General features: G+C 38.5%; 17 protein-coding genes. 1 reads left to right on the top strand and 16 read right to left on the bottom strand.

Annotated elements, in window-relative coordinates; all coding sequences use genetic code 11:
* Positions 1 to 6 precede the first annotated feature (6 nt).
* The gene (locus tag BST99_RS08730; protein ID WP_181044190.1) at positions 7 to 894 is read right to left on the bottom strand and encodes a PIG-L family deacetylase; all 888 of its coding nucleotides are present in this window, start codon (positions 892 to 894) and stop codon (positions 7 to 9) included.
* Positions 895 to 984: 90 nt separating this feature from the next.
* On the opposite strand from BST99_RS08730, the gene BST99_RS08725 reads away from it, so the two are divergent.
* Complete coding sequence (locus tag BST99_RS08725; protein ID WP_105001458.1) at positions 985 to 1,464, top strand: nuclear transport factor 2 family protein; 480 nt, start codon at positions 985 to 987, stop codon at positions 1,462 to 1,464.
* Between the two features lie 3 nt (positions 1,465 to 1,467).
* Here BST99_RS08725 and BST99_RS14805 read toward each other — a convergent pair whose 3' ends face one another.
* From BST99_RS14805 to BST99_RS08650, 15 genes are all read right to left on the bottom strand, one after another.
* On the bottom strand, positions 1,468 to 1,947 hold the full coding sequence (locus BST99_RS14805; protein ID WP_181044189.1) for a DUF819 family protein: 480 nt from the start codon (positions 1,945 to 1,947) through the stop codon (positions 1,468 to 1,470).
* Positions 1,914 to 2,609, bottom strand: a complete 696-nt coding sequence (locus BST99_RS14800) for a DUF819 family protein (protein WP_105001456.1) — start codon at positions 2,607 to 2,609, stop codon at positions 1,914 to 1,916. The genes BST99_RS14805 and BST99_RS14800 overlap by 34 nt, the downstream gene beginning before the upstream one ends.
* Before the next feature lie 50 nt (positions 2,610 to 2,659).
* Complete coding sequence (locus tag BST99_RS08710; protein WP_105001455.1) at positions 2,660 to 3,202, bottom strand: SDR family NAD(P)-dependent oxidoreductase; 543 nt, start codon at positions 3,200 to 3,202, stop codon at positions 2,660 to 2,662.
* A 9-nt stretch (positions 3,203 to 3,211) separates the two neighbouring features.
* Positions 3,212 to 4,546, bottom strand: coding sequence for a sensor histidine kinase (locus BST99_RS08705; RefSeq protein ID WP_105001454.1), 1,335 nt, complete (start codon positions 4,544 to 4,546; stop codon positions 3,212 to 3,214).
* A gap of 489 nt (positions 4,547 to 5,035) precedes the next feature.
* The gene (locus BST99_RS08700; RefSeq protein ID WP_105001453.1) at positions 5,036 to 5,707 is read right to left on the bottom strand and encodes an amidohydrolase family protein; all 672 of its coding nucleotides are present in this window, start codon (positions 5,705 to 5,707) and stop codon (positions 5,036 to 5,038) included.
* Positions 5,701 to 6,519, bottom strand: coding sequence for an amidohydrolase family protein (locus BST99_RS08695; protein WP_105001452.1), 819 nt, complete (start codon positions 6,517 to 6,519; stop codon positions 5,701 to 5,703). The genes BST99_RS08700 and BST99_RS08695 overlap by 7 nt, the downstream gene beginning before the upstream one ends.
* A 191-nt stretch (positions 6,520 to 6,710) precedes the next feature.
* Positions 6,711 to 7,829 (bottom strand): hypothetical protein, encoded by a 1,119-nt coding sequence (locus BST99_RS08690; protein ID WP_105001451.1) that lies wholly within the window; start codon positions 7,827 to 7,829, stop codon positions 6,711 to 6,713.
* A gap of 155 nt (positions 7,830 to 7,984) precedes the next feature.
* Positions 7,985 to 9,172, bottom strand: a complete 1,188-nt coding sequence (locus tag BST99_RS08685) for a hypothetical protein (protein ID WP_105001450.1) — start codon at positions 9,170 to 9,172, stop codon at positions 7,985 to 7,987.
* A gap of 288 nt (positions 9,173 to 9,460) precedes the next feature.
* Positions 9,461 to 10,012: a nuclear transport factor 2 family protein gene (locus tag BST99_RS08680; RefSeq protein ID WP_105001449.1), complete on the bottom strand. Its 552-nt coding sequence runs from the start codon at positions 10,010 to 10,012 to the stop codon at positions 9,461 to 9,463.
* 148 nt (positions 10,013 to 10,160) lie between these two features.
* Entirely contained in the window at positions 10,161 to 10,640 is a 480-nt protein-coding gene (locus BST99_RS08675; RefSeq protein WP_105001448.1) for an HIT family protein, read from the bottom strand.
* 267 nt (positions 10,641 to 10,907) lie between these two features.
* Positions 10,908 to 11,330 (bottom strand): hypothetical protein, encoded by a 423-nt coding sequence (locus BST99_RS08670; RefSeq protein ID WP_146106249.1) that lies wholly within the window; start codon positions 11,328 to 11,330, stop codon positions 10,908 to 10,910.
* A 220-nt stretch (positions 11,331 to 11,550) separates the two neighbouring features.
* The gene (locus BST99_RS08665) at positions 11,551 to 11,964 is read right to left on the bottom strand and encodes a DUF6326 family protein (protein WP_104813706.1); all 414 of its coding nucleotides are present in this window, start codon (positions 11,962 to 11,964) and stop codon (positions 11,551 to 11,553) included.
* 397 nt (positions 11,965 to 12,361) lie between these two features.
* A complete protein-coding gene (locus BST99_RS08660) occupies positions 12,362 to 13,039 on the bottom strand; it encodes a hypothetical protein (RefSeq protein WP_105001446.1) in 678 nt (225 codons plus the stop codon).
* A 158-nt stretch (positions 13,040 to 13,197) separates the two neighbouring features.
* Positions 13,198 to 13,791, bottom strand: a complete 594-nt coding sequence (locus BST99_RS08655) for a hypothetical protein (protein ID WP_105001445.1) — start codon at positions 13,789 to 13,791, stop codon at positions 13,198 to 13,200.
* Between the two features lie 2 nt (positions 13,792 to 13,793).
* Positions 13,794 to 14,771 carry a 3-oxoacyl-ACP synthase III family protein gene (locus BST99_RS08650; RefSeq protein WP_105001444.1) on the bottom strand — a complete coding sequence of 326 codons (978 nt, stop codon included), beginning with the start codon at positions 14,769 to 14,771 and terminating at the stop codon, positions 13,794 to 13,796.
* Positions 14,772 to 14,922 lie beyond the last annotated feature (151 nt).

The raw sequence follows: 14,922 nt of genomic DNA, 5'->3' as shown, positions 1-14,922 counted from the left end.
TCCTGTCTATTCCACCATGGTTTTAGTAAAATACTGCCGGCCTACCCAGGCGTTGTGTCCGGAATCCCAGGTGCTGTAGTGCCCAAAATCTGTTAAGCCCTGGGCGGTTACACCCCAGGTCCCTGCAGAAATTAAAAAGGCTTGCCCAAGGATGTTCATGGGGTCTTTGTTGCTGCTGTACTCTTTGTAAAAATAGAGTTCAGCTCCCGAAAAATCTTTGGCAACTTCCTGTATGAGCCAAGAGGTAAATCGGTGATCCGAATGATCTCCAGGATTGCGTTTGGCATTGGTATCGGCAATATGAAAGCGCAGGAGTTGCCCTATTTTGTGGTGTTTTTTAACCAGGGCTTTAAGGGTTTTAAGAAGGTCTTTTTTGTTTTTGTATTGGGCCGAGCTGTCCACGGTATGCAAGGCTTTGACTTCCCCTTTGTAGAATTTTTCCAGGCTTTTGAATTGGTGAATATCGTAACCGCTGCCGTCCCCATTACCGTCAGGCAAGCGTAAAAAGTAAGCCGTGGTATGCTTGTAGGGGTAGGCTCGGATTTTCTTGCCTTTAATCTCGACGGATTGAGCGACTCCATGGGGGCCTTTTCCCCGACCCCCATGAGCGATATTGACCAGGTAGCGGATGGCGTTCAGACTACCGGCTTCTCGGGCCAGGGTATAATCATCATACCCCATCCCAGTGCCGGCATCGCCTGCTGTAGTATGCACAAAGAGTACTTGACTTTTAGCCTTGATCGCTTCATAGGCATTGGGATTCATAAACAGCTGCCAATCATCTGGGTGAGCACTTAGAAATACGTTCAGGCTAAGGCTATCACTTTCTTGCACCTGTGCCTGGTTTGAAAAAGGTAGTAGAAAGACACACGAAAAGAGAAGGAGGTATTTCATGGCGGCTTGAATTAGCATTTACAGATGAGGAAGTTAGTAAATCTTCTCATGCTGGACTTTATCCCTATCTTATGATCTTAAGTTAGAACCATGAAATCCTCAATTGCTCTCTTGTTATGTGCAGTGACGTTTTGCGCCTGTAACCAAGCTCAACCAACTCCTGAACCCCAAGTGGATACGCCTCATCCGGAACAAAAAATCATCGAGGAGGTAGTGCTTTCGGCCTATATCGATGGCTTACAAAATCAAGGGGATTCAGTCAAAATAGACCAAGGTTTTCACCCTTCTTTCGAAATGATTGGACGCACCGCAGAAGGCGAAATTTTTAAGCGCCCAATTGGGCAGTGGAGAGACCGCCAAGTCAAGCGCCGTGCCCAAGGCGAGTTACCGCACAAGGCTGGGGAAGAAGTCCGTGGAGAGATCGGCATGGTTGATATTGCCAAGGATGTGGCCGTGACTAAACTGATATACTACAAGGGCGATCGTCATGCGTATACCGATTACATTACCCTCTACAAGATGGAAGGGCAGTGGAAAATCGTGTTTAAGGCGTACACCACCATAGACTAGTCCTTACAAAATATAAACCACCAAAAAACCGAGGTAAGTCCCCAGGGCGTTTCCGAGGGTGCCGACTAAAATGGCTGGAAGCGCCAACTCTTTGCGCTTAAAGGTTTCGGCCAGGGCAATGGCTGTGGTACCGCCACCAATATTGGCCTGACTGACAATGGCTATCATTTGCCAATCCCGGTAAACCAATCCACCCAAGAGAATAGTGAGAAGCCCGTGTAATAGAACGGCGACTCCAGTAAAGAGGATAAGGGTTATCCCCACTTCTTTGAGTTCAGCAACCGCACTGAGCTCACAATAGGCCCCAATGACCGCCAGGAATAGGTAAACCAGGTAAAGCCCCAACTCATGGCTGCCCGGTAAGCGGGTGATGAATTTTACCTGAGCCAAAAGAATTCCAAGGGTAGAAAGGATCAGAATAAAAGGAACCCCGGGCAGGGGCAGGCTGATCAGTTCCGAGAGGTAAAAACCAGCGATACCCAAAAAAGTAACCAGGCCAGTCCGGTCAAACTCATCCCGACTTTTGACTCCTCGCTTTCTGTTGGACTTCCTTCTTCCGACTGAGCGCTTCGACTCGCTTTCCAAATTCTATGCATGAAGTGGGGCAGGGCGAGGGTTACCACGATCCACAAGGTGGTAATGACATTGTCAACGGCAATGGTCCCGGCATAAAGCACTCCGTTTTCCTGAAATCCGTATTCGAGGGCCACAGCATTAAAATTGATGCTTCCACCGGTATAAGTTCCAGTTAGCATACCGGCAATGATGGCCGCCTTGTCGCCCAATACCTCGGCAGGGGAAAAGAGAAACCAAGAGATGAGGATGCCGGCCGTAGTAGCCAGAGAACCGATAAGGAACAGCCCAATCATGGGTAATCCCGCTTGTTTTAAGGACGAAAGATTAACGCCCAGGAGGAGGTAAAAGATAGAAATAGGCGCGATATAGGTAAAAATCCCACTGTAGAGTTCAATGCTGTTGGAAGCCGTGGGAATGAGTCCTAGATTGGCCAAGATCGCACCAAAAACAATGACCAAAAGGGCGGGGCCAAACTGCTTGCCAAATCGGGTTTTTCCGGCATAAATGGCCAGAATGATCAAGAGGCAAAGAACAGCGAGAACGTAAATGGGATTGGTGGTGAATTGCATGGGATACAAGATAGATATATTCAATTTACAACCGAAAGGAAAGTCTCCTCCTATACTTCATCAATTCCCAAAGGGCGGGGTTGTCGGCCGTCCGTGTCGAGGACCCCGTATTCCATAGCTAAACGAGCTCCGATGAAGATTTTACCTGATTTTTTCATGAGTTCAGGGTCGGTGGTCAATTTTGAAATGATTCTTCCCATGAACTCCGTCGATTCTGAATTACTCAAGTCAAAGTGATCGGCGGCTTTCAAAACCGCTTCGGTACGAACGATGCCCGGATAAAGGCAAACAACCGCTATGTGGTGTTTTAGCAATTCATGTGCCATGATCTGGGTCATTCGGTCTGTCGCTGCCTTGGCCACTCCATAGGCCACTCCTTTGTCGTTTTGCTGAGATGCCCAAAAGGAAAAATTGACGATGAGACCTGAACCCTGTTTAATCATATGATTTGAAGCGATGCGACTCGCATTGTAGCCCGCCGTGGCTCCCTCCTTGGCTAAGGCAATGGCGGTACCTTTGCCGATGCCTCGGCTCGCTCCGGTGACCAGGGCTACTTTGTTTTTGAGATTTGTCGCAGGCTTGGAGATGGGCATAGAAAAGCGTTAGCGCTGACCTTCCGGAATTTCAACAAAGAAATGTGCACCTTCCCCCGGTTCGCTCTCGAGCCAAATGGAACCCTCGTTGAGTTGTACTATTTTTTGCACGATAGAAAGGCCTACACCGGTTTCGTCTTTATGATTTCCGGCGGTTCTAAACAGTTGAAAGATCTTTTTGCGTTGATCCATAGAAATTCCTATTCCGTTGTCTTCCACTTCTATGCGGTAGTACCCGTTTTGAAGCTTTGCTCTGATGCTGACCTCCCCAGAATCAGGGTCTATATATTTTAAACTGTTAGAAATCAGATTTTGAAATATTTGAAAAAAGTGCAGTCGAAAAGCTTTGATTTCAAGACCTTGTTCTATTTCCGTGTTGACTTTTACGTTTTCCGGTATAGACATGGTCACTAATAAATCATCAACTAATGATTGAATAGAAAAGGACTCCATTTTTTCTTTTCTTGAATCCAAACTGGAGTATTCTAAAAGACTGGATATCAAATTATCCATGTGGCTCAGAGTTCTTTCTACATGATCAAAGTGCTCCAGACTGCTTTCTTGGATCTTATTTATATTATCAGTCTTAATCCAGTGAAAAAGCGAAGAAAGTCCCCTTAATGGAGATTTAAGATCGTGCGAGACTATACGCGCATACTGTTCTAGTTCTTCGTTCCGGGTTTGCAAAATAGTATTGAGTTTCTGAGTGGCCACCTCTGCTTCCCTAAGTCGCTGCATGTTAAGTACATTGTGGAGTTGTAAACCGATTAAGTGAGATATACTCATCAGGGTATTGAGCTGCTTGGTGGTAAAAAAGTTTTTGGGGTGGGCTTCACAATCGAGTATTCCTATGACTTTGTTATCATATAATACTGGCACAGTAATCTCCGAAAAATTTCGTTCTAAATCCGTAATGTATCGATCATCCTTTGAGGTGTCGTGGATTAATTCCGGAATTCCAGTTTCTGCTACTGTGCCGACAATTCCCTTGCCTATCGGAATAGTTAGGTGATTGAGAATCTCGCCATTGTAAACCTTTTCACCATAGGCTGCAATTTGCGATAATTCACGATCTTCATAATCCACCAAGTAAAAAATACAGTCATCACAATTGAGGTAGCTAGGAATAATATGAGCCAATTCCCAAGCAATGGCGAGGTAGTCTGTTTTTCCTAGGATGGAGGTCGCAATGCGATTAATAACCTCTTTGGAGTCCTCATCTCTTTCTTGAATTGAATAAAGTTCCCGTTTAAAGAAATTCTTTTCAACCTCCAGACGTTCTATTATTTCGGCTTGCTCTTCAAGTTTCTTGCGGAAGTCGTCAGGGTTATCTTGAGTCTTCATCCGGATAAGTTATACTTGTAAGATAAAATATTATTGTAAAAAACCGCAATGGTTGGCGACTTAGCTTTGTGTTTAAAAAGGGTTCGCTTCGCAGAGTCCCTGCCAAACGTGGTGAGAAAAGAAAAAGTCAGAGCGTAAACGCTGACTATAGTTTTTTTAGATTCAGATACTTTCTATCTGCGTAATTAAAACCGAAATACATAATTACCGCAAAAAAGATAATTCCGTTAATTGAATTCAAAGGACCTGCTTCCATATTTAATTCTTTGTTCTTCGGTTGGACAAATTGTGTAGAACGGTCTCGGCTATGAGGAGTTGCGTAGGGTAGCACTAACTTTTGCAAGTATAAATTAAGTTGAGGATACCGCCGGAATTTCCAAATTATGTGATAACAATCAATTACTTATCGCCATTGTTGGCAGCACTTGTAACTATCTTCTAATGATTCATAGAAAGAATTATTTGGTTTAATAGTAAGATTAATTCATATTATTTAGCCAGTAATCGTTTGCCAGGTGTAGCACCAGTTCCTTTATCATGATTTACGACTATTTGGCCAGCTGTTAGTATATAATCATAACCAGTTGAGAGCTGATAAGGATTTATAAAACTTGCTTTTGTTTCTAGTTTATTCATGTCAAATACAATAATGTCGGCATCTGCACCCTCTTGAATACGTCCTTTATTCTTAAAGACTGGAGCTGCATTTTCCAATAATTTAGCAGGGCGATAACTACTCATGGATATAGCATCCATTAGGCTTATCCATTTTTCATCTCTTACGTAGTGAGCTAATAATTTGGTGTAAGAACCAATGCCATTTGGCACAACCTTAGCTTCTGTTGAGACAGAAGGCATAGCGTCTGTGGAAACTATCATGTTTGGGTATTTTAATTCTGCTTTTATCCATTCTTCCTTCATGTAGTGATGTATGATAACAGCAGTCGGATTATTATCCTTATAATCTTCAAACTCTTTTAGACTCGTGAAGTACTTTCCGGAAGAACTAATTTGTACATCCTTACTGGTAATGTCAAATATCGTTTGCCAATCTCTAGTAAATACATCTGCAGTAATATTTGTAGAACCAGCAGTATAAGGGAAAATCTCTGTAGTTATTTTAGCACCTTCAGTATTTGCTTCGTCTATGGCGTCTAGCAAGCTTGATAATTTCCCATGGCGTTTGCATTGAGATGACAAATATGGGCATGTGTTCCTTTTTCCTTTGCGAGATCAATAATTTCTTTTAATCCACGAATATCTCCGTTGACATATCTGCGAACATGTACAAAAACAGGGACTTGATGTTCTGCCGCAACTCTAAAAACCATGTCCAATTCTTCATCTGTAATTGCATTAGTCATATAATCTAAAAGCAATCCAATACCAATAGCACCATTTTCAAGCGCTTGATGATGCAATTTTTCTATTTCTGCTATTTCATCTAATGTTGATTTTTGATACCATGCCGGAGTGGTTTGATCTCCCATGTCATAATAACCTAAATCCTTTCCCTCTATCACCTTTATTCGAATCATGATATGGCTGGAAGATGCACCAAAATGAACTTTTGACTTATTTTCTAACATGGTACCGGCAGAGGTTACAGGATAAGAACCGGCTTCTAATTCTAGGATTGTTGTCACTCCATCTCTGTTGGAATTGTTGGCTCCGAAAATGGTTGGTGAGTGGTGGTGAAGATCAATTGCGCCAGGGGCAACGATTTTCCCTTTCGCATCAAGTACTTTTCGACCCTTCAGGGTTTTTGTGCTTAGTTTGACAATTTTGTCCTCCTTTATACCCACATTCATGACTTTGTCGGTTTTGGTTTCTGGGTCTATGACCCTTCCGTTTTCAATGACAATGTCGTAAACGACGCTTTTTGTTGAATCCGATGATTTTGAATTGTTGTTTTGGTTACATGCTGAGAAGAATAAAACAATTCCTAATGTGAGTATGATTAATTTTTTCATTATGGGTTAGTTTCTCATTTGGTCTTTATAAATCATATAAGGTTTAATCTAAATTACCGCCAACGGTCTCGTGTATGGGTAATAGTGGATTTATACTCACCCACCTTTTGGTTTTACACTGTTCTTTGTTTTGTACTTTACCTTTCGGTTTATAACTTTTCCGCTAGTACTCATTAACCGTGTTGTAACCGCTATTTTTTAACTTCAATCTGTAATTGTTCTCTAATATAATCGTTCAATTCAGATTTATTTATTCCTAAGTATTTTTCAATCGCATTGTAGTAGTCCTCATCAGTTTTGCCACTTGACATAAACTCCGAGAGTAAACTCCAACTACCTTTTTCTACTATTTTCCTTGCTATTAGTCCGCCCAAAACATAATGATAAGAAGTTTCGCTATCCAAGTTTGTTAACTTGAGCATATCGTTTAGATCTATTTCAGAATGTTTCTGTAAATAGATATTTGTTCGTTTTATATGCCAATCCAAGCTTTTTCCACGACTTCCTCCTAATAGTGTGGCTACCCCTTCGGAAACCCAAAAATGCTTGTTTGGAAAGTGTTCGTCTATTTGAACGTGGAAAACTTCGTGTGGATAATATTCTCCCAAACCACCGCAATAAACTTTGTCGTCAGTTGCTTTACCGCTTGGTTTTGACTGTCCGCCCATTCCTATGTAATAATCAAACCCTTTTAGTTTTTGGATTTCATCGTAGTCGTCAGCGAGATAATATTCAAATGGTTTTGGATGCACCCCAAAATTCTCACAAGTTTCATTTATGAACTTATTAAGTTTTTGAGCTTTCTGATAGTTGAACTTATGGGAAGTCGGATAGTAAAAGTCGACAACACCAACAGTTGTACAATTCCAGGTTTGTTTATTTACAGTTAGCGCATTGAACAGTTTAAATGTTCCGTTTTCCTTTTTCGCAAAATAGTTTACTATTGCTAAAACATATGGACTTCCATCTTCTTTGCAGTAAGAGAACTGGGCTTTAATTTGGCAAATATTATTTCTGAATTTTATACTCAAAACGTGAACTGGAAACCCCATATAAAGTGAAGGTTGAAACTCACTTTCCAAGAAGTCGTAGTTCTTATGTTTCTGTTGCTCTTCAATATTCCAAAATTCATTTTTTCCTTTATTTTGGGGACTTGAAGCCAAGTAGTTTTCAAAGAGTATTATTACCTTTTTAGTTTCAACATCTGCTCTATCAACATTGAAGTTATATGTTACCTTTTGTCCAAAAGCTTGAAAGCTCAGAAAAAGTAATATGATGATTTGCAGTAGTTTCATTATAATGGCTGCCAATGGTCTCGGCTATGCGTAGTGCGGGATTTCAAAGCACTTGCCTTTCAATTTAGCACTTGGGTTATTTAATACTTTTGCTTTCATATCAGCACTTTAGCCCGTATTACGTATAGCCAATGTTAGCGGTATTTTTTTCCTATTTTGATTATTTTCTCTTAATTAAATGGAATAGCAGGGTTGGTTGACAAAATATTATCTATAAAATCATCCACGGAATTGTTCGCAGTAGGATTGTTTTTAATCGAGGGAACGTGGCCTGTGTTATCTAATATCAAGACTTTATGTAAAGAATTAGGTTGCTCCTCAATTTCTACAATTAAGTTTCTAAATAACCAATCTACATTGTTGTCATAACCATCCACTATTGCTTTTGACATAACAGGCAAATGACAATTGTAATATGGGTCAGCTTTACCTGCAATACTCAATAAAGGCGTATCAAATCCATTGGAAACCATAGATTCAGCGTACAATCCGTTTTCAAAATTGCCAAAGACACCAATTTTTTCAAGTACTCCTTGACCTTTAAAAGTTGGCATTTGTAGACTTTCTGGGTGACCCTCATATTCATCATAAATCTCTGTACCTTGTGCTAATAGCGGTCCGCAGTCGGAAATAATACCACTTAATCGAGTTCCTTCAAGATAATATGCTACTCCCATTGCATATGCGCCCACTCCTCCTGCACTGGTTCCGTGAGAATATACATAGGTAGTGGGGTAGTTGGCAGCTACAAAATCAACGGCCGACATAGAAGCTTGTAATCCATTTACTTGACCCCCGTAAGGATTATTTGGGTAGTCGATTCCTGTACCCATGTAAAAATCGTGATCAGAATAAGAAAGAACCAATAATCGATAACCTTCCTGTATTCTCCTCGACAATGTGTTATCTCTTAAAACACCATCATCAAAGAGCCTTTCTCCCAAAATGTCATTCACCAAGTTTTCGTAGGTCTCTTCTTTGTTCCATGACAATTCATTTTGTCTTTTTAGACATTGATATTGTTGCTGATCGTTATAATAGCCAACGCTTCCTCCATGGAAATATACCCAAAGTGGAGCTTCTCCACTTGGATTATTAGCTGGATTCAATACTAAAAAAGTATATTTTCCTTCTATACCTGCATCATAGCTTAGATTCCGGTAAAAATCTGTGTTGTAGGTAACGTTGTCATAAGTGACATTGCCTTGCTGTGCTAACTCTATCCCGGTGATAGTTCTGTTTACGGGGATGTAGTCAGCAGTTAAATACTTATTTAAAGGTTCGGGGATTTTATCTTTGCTACACGATGTTATCACGACCAACATCATGATGACGGAAATAACTTTTATCGTTTTCATTTTAATAAGATTTGTTACGCAACTAGATTGAACAGTTCTAAAACACTTCCTAGGCAACAAACCCTACCCAAATTCCCCCCAAAAAAACCTGAAAAACTAGTTTAGTTTATATATCTAATTGACTGAAGTATTCTTGAATGGTTTAATTAACGCCAACGGTCTCGGCTATGAGTAGTTGCGTGGTTTAGCAGGTAACTTTGCAAGTACAAACCGAACTGAAAATCCTCGCGGATTTTGAGAAGTAGACGAGAACAAGCTATTACTTATAGCCATAGTTAGCGGCAGTATTTATTCCTCACTATATGGCTTATCAGCAATCTGACTGACTCTTGAAAGAATTTGCCAATCCCCATTCTTATTTTTTTTCCAAGTGTCAATCATATCAAAATGAGGTGGTAGTTTACCTACACCTTCCTGTTGCCAATCCATAGTCCAAGTCACTCTAGCAACAACAATTGAATCCATTTCTTCAGATATTCTAACAGATGTCACATCAGCTTCAGAAGCACTCATTCCTTTCATTCCAAGATACATCTCCTTGCTAATTGGTGGTGCATCATCATAAGCTCTATTCAGTCGAAAGTCTCTGTGCATCATAGATTCTACTGTATTAAGGTCATTTGCAACAAGCGCTGAAGCCCAAGCATTTTCCTGTGCTAAAATTTCCTCTGCGGCTTTACTCATTTGTTCGATAACTTCGACTTTGTTTTCAGGTTTTATTTCAGTTTGGTTTTCCGGTTTGTCATTTTTGCAGGATGAAACCAAAAGGCAAACAATAATCAAATAGAATAGTACAAACTTTCGATTAGTATTTGAATTAAGTTCTTTTGTGAAATCCATAATTTATTTTTTTGATTAGTTTTTATCTAATTACCGCCAACGGTCTAGTGTATGAATAGTAGCGGATTTCTACTCACAAGCTTTTCGGTTTTACACTGACCTTTGTTTTATGTTTTGTTTCTCATTTTATCACTTAAACCGCTATTACTTATAAATTGTGTTGTGCGTAGGTGTTAATTTCAATCCTTAGCTTTTCAGCTAATCTATAATTTAAAGATTTTGATAATTCCCTCTTTCCTGTAACTAGTCTTTTCAAATCATAAATCCCAGGAAAATTTGCAATTAGTCTATCTTTAATGGATTTACATGGTAGAATGTGAACATGACAATGAAAAATTGATTGTCCAGCTTCTTTATTTACGGCAGTCCAAACCCTTATTCCGTTACATTTATAAGCTTTTTGCATTGATTTAGAAATCAGATTTATTATTGGAATTATTTCTTTAGATTCAGATTCGGTCAATTCCAAAAGATTCTGTCTATGCTTTTTTGGAATGACTAAACAAATAGAGCCAACACTTGTTTTTCTATACCTGTCAGTTAAAACAATGAATTTATTATTTTCAAAAACTATTTGTTCATTTTCTCTATCTCCGTTTATAATTTCACTAAATCGACTTTCACTCATTCATTTAATTCTTCTATTTTCTTAAGTTCATTCTTTACTTACGCACAACGGTCTAGGCTATGATTATTCTGTTGTTGGACAGCTTTGTACCAATGGCTTTGCCGACAATCGGATCGAGATTAGGCCGAGGCACTTTGGGTGGCGAAACACAACTGGCTAAACTTTCATAGCGTTCTTATTTTTCTTCATTTTAAAAAAAATGGGCAATTAATATTCAATCATTTCTTAGGCAACAATTAATTATTGCCATTGTTGTGGTGTCGTTTTTTAATATTCGTATAAAATATTTTGTTGAGAATTTGTTATGTTCAGTTGCACTTCGTTTCCGTCTATTTGCAAGTTCGAAATATCAAATGTCAATTCTTTTGTGAGATACGCTTGACATATTTCGTCATTTTTTAATGATAATCTCAAATTTCTTTGAGGTGGATTTGACTCCAAAATATCTTCCGAATCTACTAGTTTTAACTCCCAAGTATTTCCGTCACAACCTCCCGAACTGAAATTAATTTTCAAGCAGTTGCCATTTATTTCTAAACTGTTTATTTCTAATTGGTCAGAAGGTGCATTTTGGTATTGTTCAGCACTTATTAATGTTTCAAAATCACAATTTATTGGGTTACCACCGCCATCATCTGAACAGCTAGAAATTAAAATCCCGATCATTAAAAATGTACATATTTTTTTCATTGATTCTCTTTTTTATTAGATAGCCAATTTTCCATTGGTTGCTTCAAATGCACCACAACGGTCTTGGCTATGAGTAGTTGCGCGGGTTAGCAGGTAACTTTGCAAGTACAAACCGAACTGAAAATCCTCGCGGATTTTGAGAAGTAGACGAGAACAAGCTATTACTTATAGCCATTGTTGGCAACTGGCTTTTAGATTTTATAATTCGGTCAAACCTTTTTTAAGTAATTATTTTTTCTTTAGGCCATTTCCAAGCATACCAAACAATTAACCCAGTAAGTATACTTTCTAAAAATGCTAGAAAGACATAAAATAAATACCATTCGTTCGTTGACATAATTCCGATAAATATCATCATTATTGTAAAAATGATTCCAAATATTATATTAAGGGTTCGGTTTATTTTTGGTTTGAGAAAAATTGAAAGACAGACCATAATAGATGGGATTGCTAAAATTACAGAAGCAATTAGCAGTGTAGTCGGACTATCCATTATATTGTCTCCTGAAATCAAGCTATTTACTTTATTAGGTGTGTATAGTTCAAAATAGTCGCCATATAAATAGCAGAATGTCGCAGAAGCCCACAATGAGGCAAGTTTTATTTTGATGTTTACTTTAGGATTTTCTAACATTTTGGTTTGGTCTTTTTAGTTTTAAGAATCAGTTCATTCATAAAGACGTAAAAATCCTTTCAAATGGTTGCCTGAATAATAAAATTAGTTCGATTTTCAGCTTGCTGCCAACGGTCTCGGCTACGGCGGAAAGATGGCAAATTTGCGGTAATGTAAGGGACCCTTACAGTAGCCATCTGTCAGAATCGTAACTGTCAGTCCGAGTATTACAGAAATAAATCCTAATATTTTAAGTGGTGTAATTCTTTTCAATGACTCGTTTTAGTTGCTTGTCAACGGTCTCGGCTATGATTTCGTTGTGACGATTTCCGGCAGGAAATTGTTGTTTAGAAATCGGGCCGTTAATGGTTACTAGCTTTAAAGTTAATAAGAAAGAAACAATGAATTATAGCCCTTGTTAGCTAACGTATAATAGTGCGAACTCCACTGCGATTATGTTGCGAATCAATTGGTTTTCAAAATCCGGATTGTGTCGCCGAAGCATATCGCAAAAAATTTCACTGCTGATTTCTCCAACTTTTGTTTTGACTTGATAATACTCCTCGATAAAGGCATTCCCCTTTTTAACCTTTTCAAGGGCTGTGACATATTTCCCATAATTATTCCAGACTTGCCATTTAAGAATGGATGTTTTTAACGAATCCAAGTTGGAAATTCTTCTGGTGGGATAACCTGTTGTCCCGATGTTTTTTGTCCCTTTTTCTGAATTGTAGATTATCCTTCCACTTAGTTGTTCATATTTACCGGTCCATACGGAATCCACTTGTGCATAAATCTCATTCCATGCTTGAGTTTCTCTGAATTCTATGAGAGCTCCATTAATTGCAGGTAAAGCATCTACAACTCCCTTTTCTAGACATGTTTTGGCAAAGTCCTTGTATTTTTCCGTTAAATCTCCAGTTGAGTAATTTGGAGTAAGTACCAATTTTTCAAATTTTTGTACAAACTTTTCCAAGTCTTTTGAATTTTTAAGGCCAAAAGATTTTTCAAAAATATCTGTATTGTCAGTTCGTTTGACAGACCCGCAGGAAAGACAAAAACATAAGAATAATAAAGTCCAAGTTTTACTTTTCATGTGTTAGCTAATGGTTTTGGGCTTGGCGTTCGTACGGGATTTCAGGGCGCAAAACTGTCAAACCAGCACTAAAGTTGATTTGAAAAACTAATTTTGAATTAATGCACGTCACCCAACATGATGCTAAACCCATGTTATCGGCTGGCATACTTTACTCTTTAGTAAATTGCAAACTCATAACCTTTTGTCAATAAAAGTGCCTGTAGTCTTTGTAATTCGTTTTGTCTGATTGCATTTGTTTTTTCTAAGTCACACTCTAATAGATAAAAAGTATGCTTTCCTTTGTCACTAAACGGCATTTTAAAGTCCGCTAATTCGTTAGTGAATTCAAAACCCACTGTTGCGGGCATTTTTATGTGATTTTCATATGAAACATTCCCGATTACTTTTTTGTAACCGATTTGTCTGCAAATATTTAAACCAATGCCAAGAATTACATTAAGTAATTTAATTTCTCTGTATTCTGGAATAACAAATGTTCTTCCCATCTCTAATGTATATTTGTCATTGGAAAGTTTGATGTCTGACATTTTTTCTAACGCCATGTAATTATATGGGCATTCTGTCAACCTTGTATATCCAGCAAATTTTCCATCAATATAAAACACAAGATGTGAACTATCTTTGTCATAAGTTTCTCTTGAACTTTCGATATCTTTATAGTAGTGTAATACCTCATTAAAACAATTAAAGCGCTTTTCAACCATCTCATCTGAGATTAAATGGTGGAGACGGTATTCAATTTTTTTCATAGTTAACTTAGGTTCATTAAACTTGCGGAATAGGTATATCCTGCACCAACAGAAACTAAAAGCAATTTTTCATTGCCTTTTAGTTTCTCGTCTTTTAATGCTTCGGAAATTGCAATTGGTATTGTCGCTGCACTTGTGTTGCCAATTTGTTCAACATTGATTAGAAACTTCTCAATTGGTAAATCAAATTTCTTTGCCAACGTTTCAATTATACGCTTGTTAGCTTGATGAGGCACAATGAAATCAATATCCTCAAATGTCAATTTGTTTTTGCTCAAAATTTCTTCTGCTACAATTTGCATTAGAGATATTGCGGTGCTAAAAATCGTTTTGCTTTCAAAGCGTAAATAATGTTTTCCTTGTGAAATATTTTCAATAGTTGATGGAGCTTTGCTACCGCTTGCAATCATTGAAATATCAGAGGAGTGAGAACTATCTAACTTGCAAATTGTGTCAATTATATTGTTGTCAGTTGAAGATTGTTGGAGTAATGAAACACCTGCACCATCAGCAAGAACTAAAACTGTTTTCCTGTCGCTGGGATCAATGCAGCTGCTCATTTTATCAGCACCACAAACCAATACTGTTTTGTAGCTATTGGAATTAATAAGAGAAGTCGCAAGTTGTAAAGCATATAAATAACCACTACATGCTGCCATAATATCAAAACCCCAAGCGTTTTTAGTCCCAAGTTTTTGGTGAACAAAAGTTGCTGTTGATGGGCAGTGTTGGTCAGGTGTCATGGTTGCAACTATTATGCAGTCAATATCAGTTGGCGATAGGTCCGTTTGTTGTATACAATTTAAAGCAGCTTTTACAATCATATCAGATGTAGCACCGTCTGAAAAATATTTTCGTTCTTCAATTCCTGTTCGTTCAAGTATCCAGTCAGTCGTTACATTAAAACGTTTTGACAACTCAGAATTTGTCAGTTTTGTCTCTGGTATAAAGTGTCCCCAACTTGTAATTTTTACTCCCAAAGGTTGTCTTTTTTTTGTCTGTCAGTTGATGTGCAGCACGGGTGCAATGCTTGCAGCTAAACTGTCTTGGCTATGACTCGTTCGAGTAGAGCCGATCGTTTTTGATTGATTAGGAAGTTAGCAAAAATGGGCAAGCGGAGCGAATGAGTAA

It is taken from the genome of Aureicoccus marinus (assembly GCF_002954325.1).
In the GTDB taxonomy this organism is placed as follows: domain Bacteria; phylum Bacteroidota; class Bacteroidia; order Flavobacteriales; family Flavobacteriaceae; genus Aureicoccus; species Aureicoccus marinus.
The sequence above is the reverse complement of the archived record's forward strand: the minus strand, read 5'-3'. Positions and strand labels throughout refer to the sequence as shown.

Bases quoted from the DNA above. Each gene is read 5' to 3' on its own strand.
- BST99_RS08655 (WP_105001445.1), bottom strand. From the start codon at position 13,791: ATGAAAAAAATTGAATACCGTCTCCACCATTTAATCTCAGATGAGATG.
- BST99_RS08725 (WP_105001458.1), top strand. From the start codon at position 985: ATGAAATCCTCAATTGCTCTCTTGTTATGTGCAGTGACGTTTTGCGCC.
- BST99_RS08670 (WP_146106249.1), bottom strand. From the start codon at position 11,330: ATGAAAAAAATATGTACATTTTTAATGATCGGGATTTTAATTTCTAGC.
- BST99_RS08710 (WP_105001455.1), bottom strand. From the start codon at position 3,202: ATGCCCATCTCCAAGCCTGCGACAAATCTCAAAAACAAAGTAGCCCTG.
- BST99_RS08730 (WP_181044190.1), bottom strand. From the start codon at position 894: ATGAAATACCTCCTTCTCTTTTCGTGTGTCTTTCTACTACCTTTTTCA.
- BST99_RS08695 (WP_105001452.1), bottom strand. From the start codon at position 6,519: ATGAAAAAATTAATCATACTCACATTAGGAATTGTTTTATTCTTCTCA.
- BST99_RS08665 (WP_104813706.1), bottom strand. From the start codon at position 11,964: ATGTTAGAAAATCCTAAAGTAAACATCAAAATAAAACTTGCCTCATTG.
- BST99_RS08705 (WP_105001454.1), bottom strand. From the start codon at position 4,546: ATGAAGACTCAAGATAACCCTGACGACTTCCGCAAGAAACTTGAAGAG.
- BST99_RS08660 (WP_105001446.1), bottom strand. From the start codon at position 13,039: ATGAAAAGTAAAACTTGGACTTTATTATTCTTATGTTTTTGTCTTTCC.
- BST99_RS08680 (WP_105001449.1), bottom strand. From the start codon at position 10,012: ATGGATTTCACAAAAGAACTTAATTCAAATACTAATCGAAAGTTTGTA.
- BST99_RS08685 (WP_105001450.1), bottom strand. From the start codon at position 9,172: ATGAAAACGATAAAAGTTATTTCCGTCATCATGATGTTGGTCGTGATA.
- BST99_RS14800 (WP_105001456.1), bottom strand. From the start codon at position 2,609: ATGCAATTCACCACCAATCCCATTTACGTTCTCGCTGTTCTTTGCCTC.
- BST99_RS08675 (WP_105001448.1), bottom strand. From the start codon at position 10,640: ATGAGTGAAAGTCGATTTAGTGAAATTATAAACGGAGATAGAGAAAAT.